Source organism: Grimontia hollisae CIP 101886, assembly GCF_000176515.1.
GTDB lineage: Bacteria > Pseudomonadota > Gammaproteobacteria > Enterobacterales > Vibrionaceae > Enterovibrio > Enterovibrio hollisae.
Window position 1 is genome coordinate 247,783 of the sequence record NZ_ADAQ01000008.1, and the last position, 23,803, is coordinate 271,585.

General features: G+C 52.2%; 17 protein-coding genes and 3 tRNA genes. 8 read left to right on the plus strand and 12 right to left on the minus strand.

Features of this window, described 5'->3' with window-relative positions:
- The first annotated feature begins 83 nt into the window (after window positions 1-83).
- Both rhlB and gppA read left to right on the plus strand, forming a co-directional pair.
- On the plus strand, window positions 84-1,382 hold the full coding sequence (gene rhlB / locus VHA_RS03110; protein ID WP_040528118.1) for an ATP-dependent RNA helicase RhlB: 1,299 nt from the start codon (window positions 84-86) through the stop codon (window positions 1,380-1,382).
- Window positions 1,383-1,406: 24 nt separating this feature from the next.
- On the plus strand, window positions 1,407-2,888 hold the full coding sequence (gene gppA, locus VHA_RS03115; RefSeq protein ID WP_005501758.1) for a guanosine-5'-triphosphate,3'-diphosphate diphosphatase: 1,482 nt from the start codon (window positions 1,407-1,409) through the stop codon (window positions 2,886-2,888).
- A 60-nt stretch (window positions 2,889-2,948) separates the two neighbouring features.
- Here gppA and prlC read toward each other — a convergent pair whose 3' ends face one another.
- Complete coding sequence (prlC, locus tag VHA_RS03120; protein WP_005501760.1) at window positions 2,949-4,991, minus strand: oligopeptidase A; 2,043 nt, start codon at window positions 4,989-4,991, stop codon at window positions 2,949-2,951.
- A gap of 192 nt (window positions 4,992-5,183) precedes the next feature.
- On the opposite strand from prlC, the gene VHA_RS03125 reads away from it, so the two are divergent.
- Together VHA_RS03125 and gorA are read left to right on the plus strand one after the other, a co-directional pair.
- Entirely contained in the window at window positions 5,184-6,023 is an 840-nt protein-coding gene (locus VHA_RS03125; protein WP_040528070.1) for a 23S rRNA (adenine(2030)-N(6))-methyltransferase RlmJ, read from the plus strand.
- Between the two features lie 84 nt (window positions 6,024-6,107).
- A complete protein-coding gene (gene gorA, locus VHA_RS03130) occupies window positions 6,108-7,463 on the plus strand; it encodes a glutathione-disulfide reductase (RefSeq protein WP_005501763.1) in 1,356 nt (451 codons plus the stop codon).
- 65 nt (window positions 7,464-7,528) lie between these two features.
- On the opposite strand, the gene VHA_RS03135 is transcribed toward gorA, so the two are convergent.
- The 10 genes from VHA_RS03135 to VHA_RS03180 form a co-directional block, all read right to left on the minus strand.
- Window positions 7,529-8,326 (minus strand): hypothetical protein, encoded by a 798-nt coding sequence (locus tag VHA_RS03135; protein WP_005501765.1) that lies wholly within the window; start codon window positions 8,324-8,326, stop codon window positions 7,529-7,531.
- A 168-nt stretch (window positions 8,327-8,494) separates the two neighbouring features.
- Window positions 8,495-9,244, minus strand: a complete 750-nt coding sequence (locus VHA_RS03140; protein WP_005501767.1) for an SPOR domain-containing protein — start codon at window positions 9,242-9,244, stop codon at window positions 8,495-8,497.
- 119 nt (window positions 9,245-9,363) lie between these two features.
- Complete coding sequence (locus VHA_RS03145) at window positions 9,364-10,338, minus strand: peptide ABC transporter ATP-binding protein (RefSeq protein WP_005501769.1); 975 nt, start codon at window positions 10,336-10,338, stop codon at window positions 9,364-9,366.
- On the minus strand, window positions 10,335-11,315 hold the full coding sequence (gene dppD / locus VHA_RS03150; protein WP_005501771.1) for a dipeptide ABC transporter ATP-binding protein: 981 nt from the start codon (window positions 11,313-11,315) through the stop codon (window positions 10,335-10,337). The genes VHA_RS03145 and dppD overlap by 4 nt, the downstream gene beginning before the upstream one ends.
- A gap of 9 nt (window positions 11,316-11,324) precedes the next feature.
- Entirely contained in the window at window positions 11,325-12,230 is a 906-nt protein-coding gene (dppC, locus tag VHA_RS03155; RefSeq protein WP_005501773.1) for a dipeptide ABC transporter permease DppC, read from the minus strand.
- Between the two features lie 11 nt (window positions 12,231-12,241).
- Window positions 12,242-13,255, minus strand: a complete 1,014-nt coding sequence (locus VHA_RS03160; protein ID WP_005501776.1) for an ABC transporter permease subunit — start codon at window positions 13,253-13,255, stop codon at window positions 12,242-12,244.
- 79 nt (window positions 13,256-13,334) lie between these two features.
- The gene (locus tag VHA_RS03165) at window positions 13,335-14,927 is read right to left on the minus strand and encodes an ABC transporter substrate-binding protein (RefSeq protein WP_005501778.1); all 1,593 of its coding nucleotides are present in this window, start codon (window positions 14,925-14,927) and stop codon (window positions 13,335-13,337) included.
- 725 nt (window positions 14,928-15,652) lie between these two features.
- Window positions 15,653-15,729, minus strand: a tRNA-Pro gene (locus VHA_RS03170).
- A 2-nt stretch (window positions 15,730-15,731) separates the two neighbouring features.
- A tRNA-His gene (locus tag VHA_RS03175) sits at window positions 15,732-15,807 on the minus strand.
- Window positions 15,808-15,828: 21 nt separating this feature from the next.
- A tRNA-Arg gene (locus VHA_RS03180) sits at window positions 15,829-15,905 on the minus strand.
- A gap of 341 nt (window positions 15,906-16,246) precedes the next feature.
- Between VHA_RS03180 and VHA_RS03185 the strand changes: the two genes are divergently transcribed.
- On the plus strand, window positions 16,247-16,669 hold the full coding sequence (locus VHA_RS03185) for a c-type cytochrome (RefSeq protein ID WP_005501782.1): 423 nt from the start codon (window positions 16,247-16,249) through the stop codon (window positions 16,667-16,669).
- Window positions 16,670-16,712: 43 nt separating this feature from the next.
- Here the strand turns inward: VHA_RS03185 and rep are convergent, their stop codons facing one another.
- Window positions 16,713-18,731, minus strand: coding sequence for a DNA helicase Rep (rep, locus tag VHA_RS03190; protein ID WP_005501783.1), 2,019 nt, complete (start codon window positions 18,729-18,731; stop codon window positions 16,713-16,715).
- Between the two features lie 195 nt (window positions 18,732-18,926).
- Here rep and VHA_RS03195 point away from each other — a divergent pair, with 195 nt between their 5' ends.
- The 3 genes from VHA_RS03195 to VHA_RS03205 are packed head-to-tail and all read left to right on the plus strand — an operon-like array spanning window position 18,927 to window position 23,698.
- Window positions 18,927-19,496 carry a TetR/AcrR family transcriptional regulator gene (locus VHA_RS03195; RefSeq protein WP_005501785.1) on the plus strand — a complete coding sequence of 190 codons (570 nt, stop codon included), beginning with the start codon at window positions 18,927-18,929 and terminating at the stop codon, window positions 19,494-19,496.
- Window positions 19,497-19,510: 14 nt separating this feature from the next.
- Entirely contained in the window at window positions 19,511-20,611 is a 1,101-nt protein-coding gene (locus VHA_RS03200) for an efflux RND transporter periplasmic adaptor subunit (protein WP_005501787.1), read from the plus strand.
- Window positions 20,612-20,620: 9 nt separating this feature from the next.
- Window positions 20,621-23,698: a multidrug efflux RND transporter permease subunit gene (locus VHA_RS03205; protein WP_005501788.1), complete on the plus strand. Its 3,078-nt coding sequence runs from the start codon at window positions 20,621-20,623 to the stop codon at window positions 23,696-23,698.
- Window positions 23,699-23,803 lie beyond the last annotated feature (105 nt).

Here is a 23,803-nt window from a genome sequence, read left to right on the forward strand (position 1 = left end):
GGTGATATATCAACCAGCAAATCATCGCACTATTTGAATGTATTCACTACCGTATTGCAAGCCTAAGCTGATATTCTATGCGGATGAAAATGACACATCTCACAGAGCAGAAATTTGCCGACTTCGGTCTTCACGCCGATGTTCTCAAGGGTTTGGAAGAAAAAGGGTTTCATAATTGTACCCCTATCCAAGCACTGGCATTGCCGGTCCTGCTCACCGGCCAAGACATTGCAGGGCAAGCCCAGACGGGCACAGGTAAGACGATGGCATTCCTGACTGCAACTTTCCACCATTTGCTGACAACGGAGGCACCCGCCGACCGCAAGAAAAACTGTCCGCGCGCGATCATCATGGCACCGACGCGCGAGCTTGCGATCCAGATCTATAACGATGCAGCCCCACTGCTGGCATCGACCTCGCTGACCGCAGGCCTTGCCTACGGCGGCGAAGCATACGAGAAGCAAAAAGACACACTGGAAAACGGCGTCGATATCCTGATCGGCACCTGTGGCCGTATCATCGATTTCTACAAACAGCGCGTGATTGATCTGCGTTGTATTCAGGCCGTTGTGCTGGATGAAGCAGACCGTATGTTCGATCTGGGCTTTATCAAAGACATCCGCTTCCTGTTCCGCCGTATGCCGGAGCCGTCTGAGCGCCTGAACATGCTGTTCTCGGCCACCCTGTCATACCGTGTGCAGGAGCTGGCATTTGAACACATGACCAACCCGGAACATGTGGTGGTTGAACCAGAACAAAAAACCGGTCACCGCATCAAGGAAGAGCTGTTCTACCCTTCCAACAAAGACAAAATGCGCCTGCTGCAAACCCTGATTGAGGAAGAGTGGCCGGAGCGTGCAATTGTGTTTGCCAACACCAAACACCGTTGTGAGGACATTTGGGGGCACCTGGCGGCCGACGGCCTTCGCGCAGGCCTGCTGACCGGCGACGTACCGCAGAAAAAGCGTGTCAAAATTCTGGAAGAGTTTACCAAGGGTAGTCTGGACATTCTGGTAGCAACCGATGTGGCTGCGCGTGGCCTGCATATTCCGCAAGTCACTCATGTGTTCAACTACGACTTGCCGGATGACTGCGAAGATTACGTTCACCGTATTGGCCGTACTGGCCGCGCCGGTGCCAGCGGTGCATCAATCAGCTTCGCCTGTGAAGAATACGCTGTGAACCTGCCGGCGATCGAAGAGTACATCGATCACACCATTCCGGTGTCTGAATACAACGAAGATGCCCTGTTGACCGACCTGCCCGCGCCAATCAAGGTGCAGCGTCCGCGTCAGGTGAACAGCCGCCGCAGTACGTCTGGCAAAGGGGGCGCACCTTCACGTGGTCGCGGTCGCCGCCGCCCGTCGACCAGCAAAGCGTAATTTTACCAGGGGTAACCAAAGAGCATGGAACACGCGCGTTCGCCCCTGTATGCTGCCATTGACCTTGGCTCAAACAGCTTTCACATGCTGGTTGTGCGTGAGGTTCAGGGCAGCGTGCAAACGCTGGCAAAAATCAAACGTAAAGTCCGCCTGGCTTCCGGCCTCGACAATCACCTGAACCTCAGCCAAGAAGCCATGCAGCGTGGCTGGGACTGCCTGTCGCTGTTCGCCGAGCGCCTTCAGGATATTCCACCCGACAACATCCGTATCGTCGCCACCGCCGCCCTTCGCAGCGCCAAAAACGCCGATGTGTTTATCAAAAACGCCAATCACATTCTGGGGCACCCTATCACGGTGATCAGCGGTGAAGAAGAAGCTTGCACAATTTATCAGGGGGTGGCACATACCTCGGGCGGCAAAGGCAAACGTCTGGTGGTCGATATTGGTGGTGCAAGCACCGAAGTGATTATTGGCGAAGGCTTTAACGCTTCTGCACTGACCAGCCTCGATATGGGCTGTGTCACCTGGCTGGAAAAACACTTCAAGGACCGTTCCCTGACGGAAAAAAGCTTCAATAACGCAATTGAAGGGGCGAAAGCCGTGCTCTCCCCTATCGTCAAGCGTTATCGCGAACTGGGGTGGGATGTCTGTGTCGGTGCCAGCGGCACGGTTCAGGCCTTGCAGGAAATCATGGTCGCGCAGGGCATGGACGAAACCATTACTCTCGCTAAACTCTATCGCCTGCGTAAACAAGCGATTGGCTTTGGTCAGGTCGAAGAGCTCGATATCGATGGACTGACACTGGAGCGCGCTCTGGTATTCCCAAGTGGCCTTTCCATCCTGATTGCGATTTTCGAGGAGCTGGGGGTGGAATCCATGACCCTGGCAGGCGGCGCCCTGCGTGAAGGTCTTGTGTATGGCATGATGAATACAATGTCAGAACAAGACATCCGAAAGCGTACTATCAAAAGCATACAGTCGCGATACCAGCTGGACACCACGCATGCAGGGAGTGTTGCCACCACCGCCAACACGCTGCTCAAACAGTGCGGAGACAACTGGATCCCAGAGCCTGTTGCCCCTGTCTTGCTCCATGCCGCGGCCTCACTCCATGAAATCGGCATGAGCATTGGCTTTAAGCGTGATGGTGAACATGCGGCGTATCTCATTAACAATATGGATCTGCCGGGCTTTACCCGCGCACAGAAAACGCTGCTGGCAAAAATGTTGCGTCACTACCGCGAGCAATTGCACCCTGTCGGCCAGCAGAATGCGATTTCACCCAACAGTGCCAACCGCCTGCTGCGGCTGTTGCGGCTCGCGGTGATCCTCTGTCACCGCCGTGACAGCGGGGCGATTCCAGCCTTTACACTCAAGGCCGAAGGGGATGCCCTGACACTGGCACTTCCGGCAAACTGGCTGGAAAACAACGCCCTGATGTCAACCGAGCTGACGCTTGAGGCGGAGCGCCAGAGTGACCACCACTGGCCACTGACGGTTGCGTAAGTAAACCGAAAACACCAAAAAGCACGGCCGAAACCGTGCTCTTTCTTTATTGGTCAGCAGTTAAATGCCAATCCCACTGTGGCGCAGCAGCGCATCCGGTGACGGCTCACGGCCACGGAAGCGTTTAAACAGCGCCATAGGTTCTTCACTGCCACCACGCTCCAGAATATTTTCCAGAAACGACTGACCGGTTTCCGTGTTAAAGATCCCCTCTTCCTCAAAGCGGCTGAAGGCATCTGAAGAGAGCACTTCCGCCCACAGGTAGCTGTAGTAACCCGCGCTGTAGCCACCGGCAAAGATATGGCTGAAGGAATGCGGGAAGCGATTCCATTCCGGCGACGGCACCACGGCGACCTTGCTCTTCACGTCGGCCAGTGTTTCCAGCACTTTCGCGCCTTCTTCAGCATCAAAGCGGGTGAAAAGGGTGAAGTCGAACAGGCCAAATTCCAGCTGGCGCAACATGCCCATGGCGGAGTTGTAGTTTTTCGCTGCCAGCATCTTGTCGAGCATGGCTTTTGGCAGCAGCTCACCGGTCTCATAGTGGCCGGAGATAAACGCCAGCGCCTCTTCTTCCCAGCACCAGTTTTCGAGGAACTGGCTGGGCAGCTCGACCGCATCCCATGGCACACCATTGATACCGGAGACAGCAGGCACATCCACCTTGGTCAGCATGTGGTGGATACCATGTCCGAATTCATGGAACAGGGTGACCACTTCATCATGGGTAAACAGTGCCGGTTTCCCGCCAACCGGTTTGTTGAAGTTACAGGTCAGGTACGCCACCGGGGTTTGCAGGTCACCGGAAGCAGTCACGCGGCGCACACGGCACTCGTCCATCCACGCCCCGCCACGCTTGTGTTCACGGGCATACAGGTCAAGGTAGAAGCTGCCACGGAGCGTGCCGCTGGCATCGAAAATATCGTAGAAGGAGACCGACTCATGCCACACATCCACACCGTCACGGCGTTTTACGTCCATGCCAAACACACGCTTAAGCACTTCAAACAGGCCGGCAACCACCTTGTTTTCCGGGAAGTATGGACGAAGCTCTTCATCTGAAATGCTGTATTGGTGCTGCTTGAGTTTCTCAGCGTAGTAACCCACATCCCAGGGTTCCAGCGCCTCAACGCCAAAGTTGTCTTTGGCAAACTGCTTGAGGGTGTCGAATTCTTTCAATCCTTGTGGACGCGCTTTTTCCACCAGCTCGTTCAGAAACGTCATCACCTGCTCTGTTGACGCCGCCATTTTGGTTGCCAGCGACAGTTCACTGTAGGTCGCAAAGCCCAGCAGGCGTGCAATCTCGCTTTTCAGCAGCAGGGTTTCATTGATGATGTCAGTGTTGTCCCACTTCCCGGCGTTTGGCCCACGATCAGAGGCACGCGTCGTATAGGCTTCATACATTTCCTGACGCAGCGCACGGTTGTCACAGTAGGTCATCACCGGCAGGTAAGACGGGATATCCAGCGTTAACACGTAACCGTCGAGTGATTTACTCTCTGCCATTGCCTGTGCCGCAGCCAGTGCTGACTCCGGCATGCCTGCCAATTCTTTGGCATCAGTAATGTGTTTGGTCCAACCCATGGTGGCATCGAGCACATTATTCGAAAACGCCGACGACAGCTCAGACAGGCGTTTGCTGATTTCGCCAAAGCGGTGTTGCTCTTTCGAAGGCAGTGCAATGCCGGAAAGTTCAAAATCACGCAGTGCGTCAGTCACGGTCTTTTGTTGCGCCGGGGTCAGGCTGTCAAAATCGTCACGCGCCTTGATGGCTTTATAGGCATCATAAAGCGGCTTGTGCTGGCCGACCCAGGTCGAGTAATCAGACAGCAGCGGCAGGCAGGCATCATAAGCTTCACGCAATGCCTGGCTGTTCACCACCGCATTCATATGGCCTATCGGTGACCAGATACGGCTCAGCCTGTCATCGCTTTCTGCCAGCGGTGCGCAGATGGTATCCCAACTTGGATCCATATTGTTTTCCAGTACCGCTTCAATCGCAGCGCGGCAATCGGCGATAGCCTGTTCAACAGCCGGTTGCACGTGCTCCGGTTTGATCTGGGAGAAAGGAGGCAAATCGTTAAACGACAGCAGCGGGTTGGACATAGGTCAATTCCTTTACATTTTTTAGTCTTACTATTTATGAAGGTAAATGTGCCGCTTTTCAATGCCGGGGCTGCAGATATCACCAAGAGGCCTGGCGCGACCATTCTTCGGGGACTTTCTGCACAGCTTGGGTATAACGCCTTAATAAGCGATAATGCCCCCCCTACTTTTCTCTTTTCACCGGATATTGACATGCTCAGCTACCGCCACAGCTTCCATGCTGGCAACCATGCCGATGTGCTGAAACACATCGTGCAGAGCCTTATCATTGAATCGCTTAAACAAAAAGACAAAGCCTTCGTCTACCACGACACCCATAGCGGTGCAGGCCGCTATGATTTGTCTGATGAGCGGGCAGAAAAAACCGGTGAATACAAAGAAGGCATTGGCCTGATTTGGGAGTGTGATGACGCGCCAGAAGCGATCAAGCCCTACATTGATACTATCCGCGCCCTGAACAACGGCGACACCCTGCGTTATTACCCGGGTTCACCGAAAGTCGGCCGCAGCCTGCTTCGTGAGCAGGACCGCGCCATTTTCACTGAACTTCACCCAAGCGATTTTCCGCTCCTGCTGCAAGAATTTCGCGGAGATCGCCAGGTAAAAATGTATAAGGAAGATGGCTATGCACGCCTGAAAGCCAGCCTGCCGCCCAAAGAGCGCCGTGGTGTGGTGCTGATTGACCCGCCTTACGAGCTCAAACACGAATATCAGGATGTGGTTGACGCCATCGGTGAAAGTGTCAAACGCTGGGCAACGGGCACTTACGCGATTTGGTATCCGGTGGTCTATCGCAGGAATGTTGACCTTATTACCCAAGGTCTGGAGAAACTCGGCATCCGCAAAATCCTGCAAATCGAGCTCGGCGTGGCGGAAGACAGTGAAGAACGCGGCATGACTGCATCCGGCATGATAGTCATCAACCCACCGTGGACACTCGAAACACAGATGAAAGAAATCCTGCCCTGGCTGCAAAGCAAAATTGCACCACAGACAGGGCATCAATTTGTTCAATGGGTTGTACCTGAATAACAGCCGGCGTTAACAAGGTCTGATAACATTAAAGGATAACCAGCCCGCTTTACGGGATTTAAGAATAACCAAACGGAGAAACTCATGGCCAAGCATTTTGATTATATTTGTATCGGTGGCGGCAGTGGCGGTATTGCATCGGCAAACCGCGCCGCGATGTACGGTGCAAAAGTAGCGCTCATCGAAGCACGTCACCTCGGGGGCACGTGTGTCAACGTAGGTTGTGTACCGAAAAAGGTGATGTGGCATGGCGCGCAAATCGCAGAAGCCATCAAAATGTACGGCCCGGATTACGGCTTTGACACCACGCTGAACCACTTCGACTGGGCCAAACTGGTGGAAAACCGCGAAGCCTATATCGGCCGTATCCACACGTCATACGAAAATGTACTGGGTAAAAACCAGATCGAAGTGATTGAAGGCTTCGGTAAATTTGTCGATGCCAAAACCGTCGAGGTGAACGGTGAGCACTATACGGCTGATCACATTCTGATTGCTGTGGGCGGCGCACCAACCATTCCAAATATTCCCGGCGCAGAATATGGCATCGACTCCAACGGTTTCTTCGCGCTCAACGAGCAGCCAAAACGTGTTGCTGTTGTCGGCGCAGGCTATATTGCGGTTGAGATCGCCGGCGTATTGAGCGCGCTGGGCTCAGATACCCACCTGTTTGTGCGTAAGGAATCCCCGCTTCGCAGCTTCGACCCGATGATCATCGACACCCTGGTGGAAGTGATGGAAAAAGAAGGGCCAGCACTGCACACCCACTCAATTCCAAAAGAAGTGGTGAAAGAGTCCGACGGTTCATTGACCCTGCACTTTGAAAATGGCCAAACCCACAACACCGATCTTCTGATCTGGGCGATTGGCCGTCACCCTGCAACCGACAAAATCAACCTGGCTGCCGCAGGCGTGGAAACCAATGATCGCGGCTACATCAAGGTAGACGAGTACCAGAATACCAATGTGCCGGGTATCTACTGCGTAGGCGATATTATGGAAGGCGGTATTGAACTGACCCCGGTGGCAGTGAAAGCCGGTCGCCAGCTTTCTGAGCGCCTTTTCAACGGCAAAGCTGACGCCAAAATGGATTACAACCTGGTGCCTACCGTGGTATTCAGCCACCCGCCTATCGGCACCATCGGCCTGACTGAAACTGAAGCCAAAGCACAGTATGGCGAAGAAAATGTGAAGGTTTACACCTCTAGCTTCACCGCCATGTACACCGCCGTCACCCAGCACCGCCAGCCATGTAAAATGAAACTGGTCTGTGCCGGAGAAGACGAAAAAGTCGTGGGCCTCCATGGCATCGGCTATACCGTGGATGAAATGATCCAGGGCTTTGGCGTAGCAATGAAAATGGGCGCAACCAAAGCGGATTTCGACAGTGTGGTCGCCATCCACCCGACTGGTTCGGAAGAGTTTGTTACCATGCGCTGATCGCAAACGCCTTTGAAAAAGCCCCGACAGCGAATGCTGCCGGGGCTTTTTTATTCATACCTTCATCACTCACACAAGACATTCAGCGTCAGGGTGTCGGTGATGGCCACAAATGCCATATCGAGCTTGATGTCGTACACCTTTCCACTGTTTAGCCAGTAAGGAATGGAGTTGGGCAACGCACCCTGCTTGCCGGATTGTTCAACCGCCCGCCGGATCCCCTTCTCAGATACCAGTTGTTTCCCCGCATCTCGGCAGGCCTGTTGCGCATCTTCAAAAGTGGCGCGCCACCAGTCCTGTCGGCCCCGGGTATAACGGGCATCATCCCCTTTGGGCTGAAGCGTCCAAAGCCCTGCTACCTGAGTCAGCGTCCGCGCAGATTGGGGTTGATGAGCGGAAGATGGTGCCGCTTCAGGCTTGGTTTTTCTGGCTTTGGGATAATCGACCTGGCGAATAAACGCATCCGCCGTCAGGGGCAACTGGCGCAGAAGGTTGCGGGTTTGGAATGCCATATGATGATGCTCAAACGGCCCGACAAGGCAACGCAACTGGTTAGGTTCCTGACGAAACACCAAGGGCGCCGCATTATCCAATGCCTGCTCTATCGCACGCCTTTTCTCCCCCAGAGAACCCTCTGGATAAATGCCACACTGCACCCAGAAAGGACCTCCATTTTTTGCCGGCTTCCGCCCCCAAAGCCCCTCGCCAACCGGACATGTCTCTGCCACCAAGCGCACACCGTTTTCCACACTGACACTTTGACACTGTCCGTCCAGATCAGGCTTGGCATGCACCGAAAATCCCATAGAAAACAGTACAATAAAAATTGCACTAAAGAGGGCTGAGCCAAAAGAAAACTGCATGGATGATTGCCTATTTACTACTGCTCCCAAACAACCTGAAGTGACAGGTTGTTTGGATACATACCACAAAAAGCGCTGAATCTGACCGGATAAAGCCGCCGACAATCATGCATTGTAGAGGCGGCATTATGGTATTGGGGGAATTACGATCTGTTTCTACAACAGATTTCACAAACCCTGCTTCATCTCGCGGATGACAAGCTTAGGCTCACAAAGCACCAGTAGGGCTGATGCTTTCGATAACGGTATTGAAATGCCTGTATCTGCATCAAAGGCGTTTCCATCCGCTACCCAAAAAGGCAAAGGACTGGACAATTCTTCTTTTGCCGTCGGTATCGCTATCAATTCTTTCAGCGTCTGCTCAGACACTAAATTCATATTATCTGTCGCGCAGGTCATCTTGGCTTCCTGGAGAGTGGCACGCCACCAAACATTATGTTGATCACTATATCTGGGCTCATCCACTTTTGGCATTGGACTTTTCATTCCAGCAATATCCAAATAACGGCGGGGCGGTTTTTTGACTTCCCGGATAAACGCTAAAGAGAAAGCGTCACTTTGCCTTACTGCCGCCTTCACTCCAGCAGCCTCAGAAAAGTGCATAAATGGCCCTAGCAAACAGCGGTATTGACTGCTTTCAGTGCGAAAAACCAGCTTTTCCAGTGAGATATCACGAGGAAACAGATCGGAAAAACTGGCTGGAGGCGAACGGTTGAACAAACCACATTGCACCCAGAAACGCCCGTCTTCCCTCTCGGGGCGTGTTGACCATAAACCTTGCCCGACGTCACAAGATTCTCCCACCACTTGCCAGTTGCCGTCACTCACAGGTTGACACCCATCATTGGCAACACTGGCCGATGACAAGAAAACAGCAATAAACAAGAAAGGTATCAGGTGTGAAAATTTTGCAATCATTACACGTTATCCGTCAAAGAGGTTTATTATTCAGCCTACTCTGAAATCCATGAAATAACGAGAAAAGAGGAATAGAGACAGTTTGATGCTGCCCTTTTTTCTCTTTATCGCACCTAGTGTCACTCATTCACAACATGACAAGCTATTTGTCTGTCTCCATACGTTTTTAGCGAAGGTTGTTCGTGGTGACACTTATCGATAGCGTTACGGCATCGCGCATGGAATGCACAACCTTTCGGCGGGTTCAACGGGCTGGGTAACTCCCCGGTTAGCTTAATGCGTTCTATCCGGTGTTCGGGATCGAGGCGTGGTGTTGCAGAAAGCAATGCCTGAGTATAAGGGTGCAATGGGGATTTAAAAATCTTATCCGCCTGCCCTTTTTCCACACAGCGTCCCAGATACATCACCATAACGTCGTCTGCGATGTGTTCCACCACCGACAAGTCATGTGAAATAAAGACATACGAAAGACCAAGCTCTGCCTGTAGGTCCATCATCAGGTTGAGCACTTGCGCCTGTACCGACACATCAAGCGCAGAAACCGGTTCATCGGCAACAACCACTTCAGGATTCAGCATCAAACCACGGGCAATCGCGATACGCTGACGCTGCCCACCGGAGAACATATGGGGGTAGCGATCGTAGTGCTCTTTCTTGAGCCCGACTTTCGCCATCATCTCCATCGCACGCGCTTTCCGCTTGACCGCGCTCAGGTCAGTGTTTATCGCAAGCGGCTCTTCAAGGATCTGGCCGATTTTTTTTCGGGGATTCAAGGAGCCATAGGGGTTCTGGAAGACAATTTGAATCTTCTGACGACGTAGCTTGTCTGATTCAGGATCGCGCTTGAGAAGATCTTTGCCTTTAAAATCCAGCGTCCCTCCGGTAGGCACTTCGATCATGGTCAGTAACCGGCCAAGCGTTGATTTACCACAGCCAGACTCCCCAACAACAGCAAGGGTTTTGCCTCGCTCCAGGGTAAATGACACACCGTCCAGTGCTTTAACCTCTGCATCCGGTTTAAATAGGCCCTGTTTAACCGGATAGTATTTTTTCAGATCCACTGCATGGAGCAGCGGTACATTCTGTTCACTCATCGTGTTGGCTCTCCCTGCTCATTCAATGGATAATGGCACTTCACCGCACGCTCCGGAGGCCCTTGTACCGCAGGCTCCTGAGTGCGGCACTTATCTGTTGCATACGGACAGCGGGGGTTCAGCAAACACCCTCCCGGGCGGTCGAACAGGCCAGGAACCACACCTGGCAAAGAATCCAGACGATGCTTGCCGGCGGAAGATTCCGGTAAAGAGCGCAAAAGTGCCTGGGTATACGGATGCTTTGGCATGCTGAAAATGTCCGTCGCCGCACCGGTCTCAACCACCTGCCCGGCGTACATTACCATCACTTTATGCGCTGCCTCTGCTACCAATGCCAAATCATGGGTGATCAGCACCAGCGCCATGTTTTGCTCTTTCTGTAGTTCGAGCAGCAAGTCAATGATCTGTGCCTGAATCGTTACATCCAATGCCGTGGTGGGTTCGTCGGCAATCAGCAGGCGGGGATTACAGGCTATCGCCATCGCAATCATTACGCGCTGACTCATGCCACCGGAAAGCTGGTGCGGATAAACCTTAAGACGTGAAGCCGGATCGGGGATCCCAACCAGCGTCAACAATTCCTCAGCCCGCGTCCGGCGCGCTTTTTTGCTCCCCCCCTGGTGAACACCCAATGCTTCCATGATTTGATAACCCACAGTAAAGCAGGGGTTAAGGCTGGTCATGGGGTCCTGGAAGATCATCGAAATATCGGCACCAGTCAGTTTTTTCCGCGCGTTGTCCGGCATCTCCAGCAGGTTAGAACCGTAAAAATTCACCGACTGGGCACTCACTCGCCCCGGGTAATCAATCAGCCCCATAATCGCCAGTGAACTGACTGATTTTCCGGAACCAGATTCACCAACAATGCCAAGGATTTCACCTTCATCAACGCGATAACTGATCTTATCCACCGCTTTAAACGGCGCCCGCTCATCACCAAAGTGCACAGAGAGCTCGTTTACTTCTAATATTGCCATGTCGCTCTCCTACTGCTTCAACTTCGGATCCAGCGCATCACGCAGACCGTCACCCATAAGGTTAAAGGCCAGCACCGTGAGCAAAATTGCAAGTCCCGGGAAGGTCACCACCCACCAGGCCGAATTAATAAACTGACGGGCATCAGCCAGCATCACGCCCCATTCAGGCGTGGGCGGCTGGGCCCCCAAGCCAAGAAAGCCGAGCGCCGCCATGTCGAGGATAGCGGCAGAAAAGCCCAGTGTAGCCTGCACGATCAGAGGCGCCAGGCAATTAGGCAGCAGGACAGAGAACATCAAACGAATATGCCCCGCACCTGCGACGCGGGAAGCAGTGACATAATCCCGGTTAATTTCTGCCAAGACTGACGCGCGGGTCAGGCGCACATAGTGCGGCAGGGAGACAAAGGAAATCGCCAGTGACGCATTGAAGATAGATGGCCCAAGGATGGCAACAATGGCAATCGCCAGAAGCAAGCTTGGCAGTGCCAACATGATATCCACCAAGCGCATGATGGAGGTATCGACGACACCTCCGAAATAACCGGCAACCAGTCCAAGCGCCACACCCAGCACCAGTGACAAAACCACCACAAGGCAGCCAATCAACAATGAAAGCCGGGCTCCGTAAATCAAGCGGGAGAGAATATCGCGACCGACATCGTCAGTGCCCAGGATATAACTCCAGCTGCCACCATCAACCCAGGCTGGCGGCATCAAAAGAGCATCGCGAAATTGCTCGGCCGGGTTATGCGGTGCAACTATCGGAGCCAACACGGCAATAACAATGACACAGGCGATATATATCAGGCCCGCCAGCGCCCCCTTGTTGGACGAAAAGTATGCCCAGAATTCTGCAAACGGCGACAGCGGCTCACGTTCCTGGGGAAAGCTTGAAGTTTGTGTAGTATCAGACATCGTTTACCCTCCTACTTGCCGTGACGAATACGCGGGTTAACGATGCCGTAGAGAATATCCACAATCAGGTTAACAACAATGATAATGGTCGCCACCAGCAAAATCCCCCCCTGTACAACGGGGTAATCACGTCGGCCAATAGATTCAATCAACCATTTACCGATCCCCGGCCAGGCAAAGATGGTCTCTGTCAGAATGGCACCGGAAAGCAGGATACCGACCTGGAGGCCAATCACTGTAATGACGGGAATAAGCGCGTTGCGCAAGCCGTGAATGAGAACCACACGCCAAGGCATCAGGCCTTTCGCACGTGCAGTGCGGATATAATCCTCTCCCAGCACTTCCAGCATCGATGAACGGGTCATACGGGCAATCACCGCAAGGGGGATCGTTCCAAGCGCGACAGCAGGCAAGACAAGATGGTGAACGGCGGCGCCAAACGCCCCGTCCTCCCCCGAAAGCCAGCTGTCTATCAACATGAACCCTGTGACTTCATCGACCCAATAAGTGGCATCATCCATGCGTCCGGAAACCGGTGTTATATCAAGGCCGATAGAGAAGAAAAGAATAAGCAACAGCGCCCACCAGAAGATAGGCATGGAGTAACCGGTTAACGATACCGCCATGACAGAGTGGTCAACCACCGTTCCGCGTTTGACCGCTGCAAGTACCCCGGCAGGCAAGCCAATGGCAATGGCAAATAACGCAGCACAGAGAGCCAGTTCCATCGTGGCAGGAAACAGAGTCATAAACTCTTTCATGACAGGCTCTTTGGTAATCAGGGAAGTACCCAGATCTCCTTGCAGCACGTTGCTGATGTAGACGAAATACTGCTCTAGCAGGGGTTTATCAAGGCCAAGCTCGGCCATCAACTGGGCATGGCGCTCGGGGGATACACCGCGCTCACCGGCCATCACTTCAATGGGGTCACCCGGGATCATCCTGATCAGGGAAAAGGTCAGCAGGGTAATGCCGATAAACGTCGGGATCACCAACCCCAAACGCTTAAGAATAAACTGCAACATAAAACAACTCGCTCAATTGCGTGGTGACGCAAAAACCGCGGCTACGTCCTGCAGCCACGGTATTCTTTGCATGGCGTGATTATTCTTGGATGTCTACGCCGTAGAAAATGTGACCGCCGAAGGGATCAATCTTGTAGTCTTTGACTTCTTTACGTACTGGTTCAAAAACAACAGAGTGCGCGATAGTGACCCAAGGCGCCTGCTCTTTGAAGACGGCCTGGGCTTGCTGGTAAAGCTTGGTGCGCTCATCGACATTGGATGTTTTCTTCGCTTTCTGGATCAGATCCTCAAACGGTTCATAGCACCATTGGGCGCGGTTTGAACCGCCAACACCGGAGCAGCCAAGCAGTACGGCAAGGAAGTTATCCGGGTCACCGTTGTCACCGGTCCAACCCAGTAACACAGTGTCATGCTCACCCGCTTTGGAGCGCTTGAGGTACTCACCCCATTCAAAGGTTACGATTTCAGCCTCAACACCAATCTTCGCCCAATCTGCCTGAATCACTTCTGCCATACGACGCGCATTCGGGTTGTAAGGACGTTGTACAGGCATTGCCCAGATATTGGTTTTAAAGCCCTTCTCCAGACCTGCGTCCTTCAGCAATGCTTTGGCTTTTTCCAGATCGTATTCATAGTCGACAACCGCATCGTTATATGACCAGATAGTAGGTGGGATGGGGTTTTTCGCCGCTTTACCAGCCCCCTGGAATACTGCATCAATGATCGCCGCCTTATTCACCGCCATGTTGAGCGCCTGGCGCACACGCACGTCGTCATACGGTTTTTTCTGGGTATTGAAGCCAAGGTAACCTACATTCAACCCTTCCTGGTTCATCAGGTTTACCACCTCATCCGAACGCATACGATCAAGATCGGCCGGGTTTGGATAAGGCATTACGTGGCATTCGCCTTTTTGCAGTTTTGCATAACGGACTGACGCATCTGGCGTAATAGAGAACACTAGGCGATCAATAGGCGCTTTGCCTTCAAAGTAATCCGGGTGTGCAAGATAACGGATAGTAGAATCTTTCTTGTAGCCCGCAAGGACAAATGGACCGGTACCCACAGGCTCGAAATCCAGCTTCTCAGGAGACCCCGCTTTCAGCATTTGGTCAGCTTGCTCAGCAGACATGATTGACGCAAAGTCCATCGCCAGGTTGGCGATGAAAGGCGCTTCTGGGCGGGTCAAGGTGAACGTGATGGTGTAGTCATCAACTTTCTCGATAGTGTCAATCAACCCGCCCATTTCCATCGCATTGAAGTACTCATAAGATCCGCCGGATACTTTATGGTACGGGTGGTTCTCATCTTTCTGGCGCATAAACGAGAAGATGACGTCATCAGCGTTGAAATCACGTGTCGGTTTGAAATTTTTCGTGGTGTGGAACTTAACACCTTCACGCAGTTTGAAGGTGTAGGACAGGCCATCGTCAGAGACAGTCCATGACTCGGCAAGACCCGGTACGATGTTAGTGGTACCGCGCTCAAACTGCACCAGACGGTTAAAGATTTGGCGAGAGCTCGCATCAAAAGTGGTGCCTGCAGTGTAGAGTGACGGGTTAAATCCTTCCGGAGAACCTTCTGAACAGTAAACCAAGGTTTTTGCCTGCACGCCAGCCGTCATCGCTGATGCAAGTAACGCTGCACTCAGCTTCAACATTCCTGTTTTCATCGTTTGACTCCATGTGGTTTGAACGACAAACGGCCGCCAAACCACCTTCCTTACAGCGAAAAATGCTTCCCGCACTCTTTCGTGTAAATCAATCCGGTTTGAGGAAGCTATAGATGGAATCAGCGGCCAGTTTTAAATTGCGCAAATTCAAGGCAATTTGCTGATAGATGAATCTGTCAAAAATTTTACAAAAAATCAACAAAGCAGCACTAAGTTCTACCTTTAAAGCTATATATCGCATATTTAGTCAAACTAATAGCAATATTCAGAGCAACAGAAGAAAAGAAATAAAATACGTAATATTTTGTTTTATAAGTTTTTATTTGGAACAAGCAGTGACAGAAAGAGATATGTAAATATACAGAAAAAAATAAGCGTAAAATGAAATTATTAGAATAAAAACCAATCTACAATGCGCAATCTGCCACACTTTCTAGCATTTATTGCTAAAAATAAGCTATCGACATCTAACAATGTCCGATTGGTCATGAGTAACATAATTGCATAATTAGGAGGATTAACATGCATTAAACACTCAATTCAGCGCCTCTTTCAGTATGACTTACTTCAAAGAAATGATAATTCATATGAAGCACTGTCTGAGTGTTCCTATCATGTTAACGAAAAGCAGGCTTCTATATCAGCCATGGATGTAATGACGCCGCCTCAATTCCGTACAGAGAAAGCGAAAAAGCCCGCTCTACTGAGCGGGCTTTCCCTGAAAGTGGTCGGTGAAGAGGGATTCGAACCCCCGACCCTCTGGTCCCAAACCAGATGCGCTACCAAACTGCGCTATTCACCGAGTGGGGTGGCTAACGGGACTTGAACCCGCGACAACTGGAATCACAATCCAGGGCTCTACCAACTGAGCTATAGCCACCATATTTTTTTCGTTCCGGACTGGCGCACCCGACAGGATTCGAACCTGCGACCTTTGGCTCCGGAGGCCAACGCTCTATCCAGCTGAGCTACGGGCGCTTGCCCCTGTCGGCGGAGTCGCATATTACGGATATCGCCCCCTTCCGTCTAGCACTTTTTTTAATTTTTTCTCCGAACGGTTTATTTTCACCCAATCAGGCTAAAATCAGTGCAGGCAAGGCGTATCATAACGGTTTCACGCAACAATCTAAAGCGCTATAATCACTTAATCTTTACACGGAGTTAACCTGATAATATTCATACTTCGTATTCAAGATTGTCATGATGACTAAAAAGGGAGACTCAGTTAGCCGAACCTTCCCTTCAATTGTGATAAAAATAACTAACCGCATAAAAAGCGTCCGGGTACTCGGGACCAAAAAGATATTGGGAGTGAAACAGTGAGCGCAAAGGGAATTTTTTTACGTCGTCTAGCAGTATCTGCTGTTACCGCTTTCTCTCTGATGGGCACAGCGCACGCTGCCGATATGTCAGAAGAAGCCATTGCAGAACGCATCGCACCTGTCGGTTCCGTTTACCTGGAAGGCGAAGCACCGGTTGAAACGGCAGCGGCGGCACCTTCAGGCCCACGTACAGGTGATACAATTTACAACACCTTCTGTATGGCCTGTCACGCAACAGGGGCAGCCGGTGCGCCGAAAGTCGGTGATGCCGCCGCGTGGGAACCACGCCTGGCGCAAGGCCGTGACACATTGAACAAGCATGCGATTGAAGGGTTTAATGGTATGCCAGCACGCGGTACATGCATGGATTGTTCAGACGAGGAAATCATCGCAGCCGTCGACCACTTGCTGTCACTGTAAGGCGCGGCCCGTTAGGGAAAAAGCCGGGTGATCCGGCTTTATATCACTCTTTCTTCAGCATTGCCCTTAGGTTGGCAATCGCCGCCTGCCCTTTGGCCATCCGCTCTTCCTGTGTCTGAGGCTTTTTCTTCTCTTCCCACTCCACGTCATCGTACGGCAGCTCTTCAAGGAAACGGCTGGGCATCGGCTTTATCAGCTCACCATACTGCCTGCGCTCTTTACACAGGGTAAAGGTCATCTCCTTTTGAGCACGGGTAATGCCGACGTACGCAAGACGGCGCTCTTCCTCGACGTTATCCTCGTCAATACTCGATTGGTGAGGCAACAAGCCCTCTTCCATGCCCACCAGGTATACATACGGGAACTCCAGACCTTTTGAGGCATGCAGTGTCATCAACTGCACCTGATCGGCATCGTCATCATCCTCGCCGCGTTCCATCATATCGCGCAGCGTCAGGCGCTGAACCACTTCACGGAGTGTCTTTACTTCGTTGTCGTCGTTATCGCCCTCCAGATCGGCCACTATCCAGCTGTAGAGATCAGACACGTTCTTCATCCGCATTTCCGCAGCTTTCGGGCTCGAAGAGGTTTCATACAGCCAGTCTTCATAGTGCGAATCACGCACCAGTGAGCGCACGGCATCCACCGCATCCCCCCGCTCAAACTGATCGGAAAGCTCTACAATCCAGCGGGTGAAACGTTGCAGGGACTCAAGCCCACGTCCACTGAGGTGCGTCTGGAGCCCTAATTCGAAGCTGGCGGCAAACAGGCTTTTCCCCCGCATGTTGGCGTATGTTCCGAGCTTTTCGAGTGTCACCGGCCCAATTTCACGGCGCGGAACATTCACAATGCGCAGGAAGGCATTGTCGTCATCCGGGTTGGTCAGCAAACGCAGGTAAGCCATGATGTCTTTGATTTCTGTGCGGGCAAAGAAGGAGGTGCCACCGGAGATCTTGTAAGGAATACGGTTCTGCATCAGGGCCTTTTCGAACAGGCGTGACTGGTGGTTGCCACGGTACAAGATGGCATAATCCTTGTAGTGCGTGCGGTTCATAAACTTGTGGGCAATGAGTTCACCCACCACCCGTTCAGCTTCATGCTCCTCGTTGTTGGCTTTAAGCACCTTGAGCATTTCGCCGTCCGGCAGCGCAGAAAACAGGGTTTTCTCAAACACGTGTGGGTTATTGGCGATCAGGATATTGGCTGCACGCAGAATACGGCTGGTCGAACGGTAGTTCTGCTCCAGCTTAATGACTTTCAGCGCCGGAAAATCCTGGCTCAACATCAACAGGTTTTTTGGCTGCGCGCCGCGCCAGCTGTAAATCGACTGGTCATCGTCTCCTACTACGGTAAAGCGTGCCCGCTCTCCCACCAGCAATTTCACCAACTGGTACTGGCTGGTGTTGGTATCCTGATATTCGTCGACCAGAAGGTACCGGATTTTGCTCTGCCAGCGCTCACGCACCTCCTCATTGGTTTTCAGCAAAATCACCGGCATCAGGATAAGGTCATCAAAATCCAGCGCGTTGTACGCCTTCATTTGCTTTTGGTACTTGGCGTAGCAGTGGGCAAACAACTGGTCACGCTCTCCCATAGCAGCAGACTGTGCCTGCTGCGGCGTCAGCATATCATTCTTCCAGTTGGAAATGGTGTGCAATAACAGCCTAAGCAAATCCTTATCGCCGTCGAGCTCTTTTTCAGTGAGATCTTTTAAAAGTGCTATCTGGTCTTGATCATCAAACAGCGAGAAACCGGCTTTTAGGCCCAGACTCTTATATTCACGACGAATGATGTTAAGTCCAAGGGTGTGAAACGTGGACACCATCAATCCCCGCGTTTCCTGACGGCTTAGAGTCTGCCCGACACGCTCTTTCATCTCCCGGGCGGCTTTATTGGTGAACGTTACTGCCGCAATATGACGCGCTTTATAACCACAATGTTGAACCAGATAAGCAATTTTGTTCGTAATAACACGCGTTTTACCGGAACCCGCGCCCGCCAGAACCAGGCAAGGCCCAGAGACATGGTGGACAGCATCATTCTGTGCTGGATTGAGTTTCATGCGGCTCCTCTGTTTCGTTCACGCGATAGTTAGCAGGCGCATTGTATACCCAAACACGGGGTAACTTCAGGCCACAGGTGATAAAAGGGCAAGTCCCGATACTGAAACCTTGTCATTATGAATAACGTGTTGGCAATGTGTGAGCTTATCAATACAATGAATGAATGAACGTTCATTCACCAAAGACGTCTTGTTATGACTGACAAGAAAACGCAAATCCTGGAAGCAACGGAGCGTTTGCTGGCCACCCACGGCTTTGACCGCTTGTCGATACAAATGGTAGCGAAAGAAGCTAAGGTTGCCGCAGGCACGATTTACCGTTATTTCTCGGATAAAGATGATTTGTTACGCCAGCTCAGAAGCCACGTGGTTCAGCAATGTGCGACCAAAATGCTTGAGGGTTTCAGCGATAACATGTCCCTGGAGCAACAGTTTGTCACGCTGTGGCGCAATGCCTGGCACCTGACCATCAGTCGTGATGACAATGCGATAAACCGCGAACAATTTGACAGTTTGCCTTACCAGAGAAACGAAGAACAACAGTCGTTAGATTTAAAAGCCTTCGGCCCAATTCACCGTTTTTTTGAATGTGGTATTGCAAACGGTACATTTAAACCCCTATCCACCTATGTACTGTCCAGCATTGGTATTGAACCGGCGGTGTGTCTGGCTCGCAAACAGGTACAAGGTGTGATTGAACTCGACGAACCAGCAATCGAAGAAGCGATCAATGCATGCTGGGACGCTATATGCCTTCAAAGATAACCGGAGCAATCTCAATGAAGAAATGGTTGATAATGCTGGCCATTGCGGCCGTGATGGCCACACCCGTTCTCTACAAGCTGAACGACAACCTTGAAAAATTCGAAGCCTTCAAAAACATGCCTGAGGCTGAATTCCCTGTCACAGCAGTGGAAATGACACCCACAGCTTGGATCCCGACCATTGAGGCGATCGGTTTTATCGAGCCCAACCAGGGTGTCACACTGACCAGTGAAGTCAGTGGCGTCATTGAAACGATTAACTTTGAATCTGGCCAGACCGTTAAACAGGGGGATGTGCTGGTAGCACTGGACTCGAAAGTCGAAGCGGCAAACCTGAAAAGCACCCAGGCACGCCTGCCGGCAGCGGAGGCCAAGTATAAGCGCTATCAGGGACTGTTCGAAAAAGGGTCTATCTCTAAAGAAGCGCTGGATGAAGCTGAAGCCAACTTCCGTTCACTCCTGGCCGATGTAGAGAGCCTGAATGCCTCCATTGATCGCCGCACCATTGATGCGCCTTTCGATGGCATTGTCGGCCTACGGAACGTATTTCTGGGCGAGTATCTTCAACCGGGCAATGAAATTGTTCGTCTGGAAGACACGTCCATCATGCGCCTTCGCTTTACCGTTCCCCAGACTGACATAGCCAAAATCAGGCTGGGCCAACAAATTGACATTTCTGTCGACGCCTATCCGGACACGCCGTTTACCGGCAAGATCAGCGCCATTGAGCCTGCGGTCAACTTCCAAAGCGGCCTGATCCAGGTGCAGGCGGATATTCCAAACAACCACGGCCAGCTACGCTCAGGTATGTTTGCCCGTGCCAATATCATCCTGCCTACCATCGAAAATCAAATCGTGGTTGACCAGACCGCTATCAACTTCACCCTGTACGGCGAAAACGTGTACGTGCTGCGGGAAGAAGAGGGCGAGTTGCGCGCATACCAGCAGGTAGTGAAAGTCGGCGAACGTAAAGGCCACGTTGCCCATGTACTGGAAGGCCTGAAAGCCGGTGACAAAGTGGTCACTTCTGGTCAGGTTCGCCTGAGTAACGGTGCCAAAGTGCGCGTGGTCGAAAGCGATGCCCTAAACCCACCGGCTGAACTGCCACAACTGTAAGGGGCCGCCATGAAATTCACTGATATTTTCATTAAGCGTCCGGTCCTGGCGGTGTCGATCAGTTTCCTGATCGCCCTGCTCGGCCTGCAATCAATGTTCAAGATGCAGGTACGGGAATACCCGGACATGACCAATACCGTGGTAACCATCTCCACCAGCTACTATGGTGCGAGTGCCGACCTTATCCAGGGCTTTATCACCACCCCGCTTGAACAGGCGGTGGCGCAGGCTGACAACATCGACTTTATGACGTCTGAATCGGTGCTGGGTAAATCGACCATCACGGCATATATGAAGCTCAATACCGATCCAAATGCGGCGCTGGCTGACATTCTGGCCAAGGTAAACTCGGTGCGCGCCCAACTGCCGGGAGAGGCCGAAGATCCATCGGTATCCATGTCGACCGGTTCAACCACAGCGGTAATGTACATCGGCTTTACATCGGAAACGCTCGACTCCAGCCAGATCACGGATTATCTGGAACGTGTCACCAAACCACAGTTGTTCACCGTCAATGGTGTAGCCAGTATCGATCTGTACGGTGGTCTTAAATACGCCCTGCGCGTTTGGCTGGATCCGGCCAAAATGGCCGCCTTTAACCTGACCGCTACTGATGTGATGGGCGTGCTGAATGCCAACAACTACCAGTCGGCAACCGGCCAGTCTATCGGTACCTACATGATCTATAATGGCGCAGCAGACACTCAGGTCTCTGACACCAATGAGCTGAAGCGTCTGGTGGTTGCCACCCAGGAAGGCCAGGTGATCCGCCTGGGGGATATTGCCAAGGTCACGCTCGAAAAGAGCCATGATATTTACCGTGCTACAGCGAACGGTTCTGAGGCTGTGGTCGCTGCAATTAATGCTGCGCCAACGGCCAACCCAATTAACATTGCTGCCGATGTACTGAAAAAGCTACCAGAACTTGAGCGCAATATGCCTAGCACGATCAAGATGAACGTGCTTTACGATTCTACCGTTGCCATTAACGAGTCAATCAAAGAGGTGGTGAAAACCATCATTGAAGCAGCATTGATCGTGTTGGTGGTGATCACCCTATTCCTAGGTTCCTTCCGTGCGGTACTCATCCCGATCATTACCATTCCACTGTCGCTGATTGGTGTGGCAATGATGATGGAACTGTTTGGCTTCTCGCTGAACCTGATGACGCTGCTGGCGATGGTACTGGCTATTGGCCTGGTGGTGGATGACGCCATCGTGGTGCTTGAAAACGTTGATCGGCATATCAAGCTTGGGGAATCCCCGTTCCGCGCAGCCATTATTGGTACCCGAGAAATTGCGGTCCCGGTCATTTCGATGACCCTGACGCTGGCGGCAGTCTATGCGCCTATCGCGCTGATGGGTGGTATCACAGGCTCGCTGTTTAAAGAGTTTGCCCTGACGCTGGCCGGTGCCGTTTTTGTCTCCGGTATCATCGCGCTGACCCTGTCGCCGATGATGTGTTCGAAAATGCTGAAAGCCAACGAGCAACCGGGCAAGTTCGAAGCGAAAGTCCATCACTTCCTGGATGGCATGACCGAGCGCTACGCAAAAATGCTGAAAAGCGTTATGGGCATGCGTCCAGTGATCATCACCTTCGCCGTGATTGTCTTTGCCAGCCTGCCAATGCTGTTCAAGCTCATTCCGAGTGAACTGGCACCGGCAGAAGACAAAGGCGTGCTGGTTATGATGGGAACTGCGCCGTCTACCGCGAACCTGGACTACATCCAGAACACCATGGCAGAAGTGAACCAGAAGCTGGCTGACCAACCGGAAGTGGCATTCTCTCAAGTATTCTCCGGCGTGCCTAAATCCAACCAGGCGTTTGGTATTGCCTCTCTGGTACCTTGGAGTGAGCGTGCAGCCAGTCAGGCCGAGGTTGTTCAACGCATGGCAGTCGAAGTGAAAGATATCCCAGGCATGGCAGTCACTGCGTTCCAGATGCCTGAATTACCGGGAGCTTCTTCTGGCCTGCCAATTCAGTTCGTGATCACGACACCGAATAACTTCGAGAGCCTGTTTCAGGTTGCCTCTGACATCCTGGCGGAAGTAAAAAGCAACCCGCAGTTTGTATACTCCGACATGGATTTAAACTTCGACTCTGCGACGATGAAAATCAACATCGACAAGGATAAAGCCGGTGCCTACGGCGTGACCATGCAGGATATCGGTATCACTCTGGGAACCATGATGGCGGACGGCTACGTCAACCGTATCGACCTGGATGGCCGCTCTTATGAAGTGATCCCGCAGGTTGAGCGCAAGTACCGCCTGAATCCGGAATCGGTTAAGGGCTACTACGTACGCTCAGCCAGTGGCGAAGCGGTACCATTAGGCTCGCTGATCACCATTGACGTTGTCGCAGAGCCCCGCGCTCTGCCACACTTCAACCAGCTGAATTCAGCCACCATCAGCGTTGCTGCTGCGGGTATGCCAATGGGCGATGTGATTGACTGGTTTGAAAATGTCGCCAGGGAAAAACTGCCTGCCGGTTACCAGCATGACTACTTGGGAGAGTCCCGTCAGTTCGTCACTGAAGGTAGCGCACTGGTAGGCACCTTTATGCTGGCGCTGGCGGTGATCTTCCTGGTACTGGCTATCCAGTTCGAATCACTGCGTGATCCCTTGGTCATTCTGGTATCGGTGCCGCTCGCTATCTGTGGTGCACTGATTGCATTGGCCTCGGGTGCCGCAACCATGAATATCTACTCGCAGGTCGGCCTTATCACGCTGATCGGCCTCATCACCAAACACGGTATCCTTATCTGTGAAGTGGCTAAGGAAGAACAACTGCACCGTGGTGTGGGCAAGATGGAGGCGGTAATAGAAGCAGCGAAAGTCCGCTTGCGCCCAATCCTGATGACCACTGCCGCGATGATTGCCGGCCTGATCCCACTGATGTACGCCACCGGTGCCGGTGCGGCGCAACGTTTCAGCATCGGTATCGTTATCGTTGCCGGCCTGGCGATTGGTACGCTGTTCACTTTGTTTGTTTTGCCGGTGATCTATACCTATCTGGCAAGTAAACACCAGCCACTGCCCGAGTTTGAAGAAGATCTTGACGCCAGCAAAAAGCCTGCGCACTAACCTTCAAACCTGACGAAAAAGGCCTCATTTGAGGCCTTTTTCTTTTCACTACGTATGATGTAGTGTTCCTGTTCGTCAAATGTCTTACATGACCCTTTCGACAAA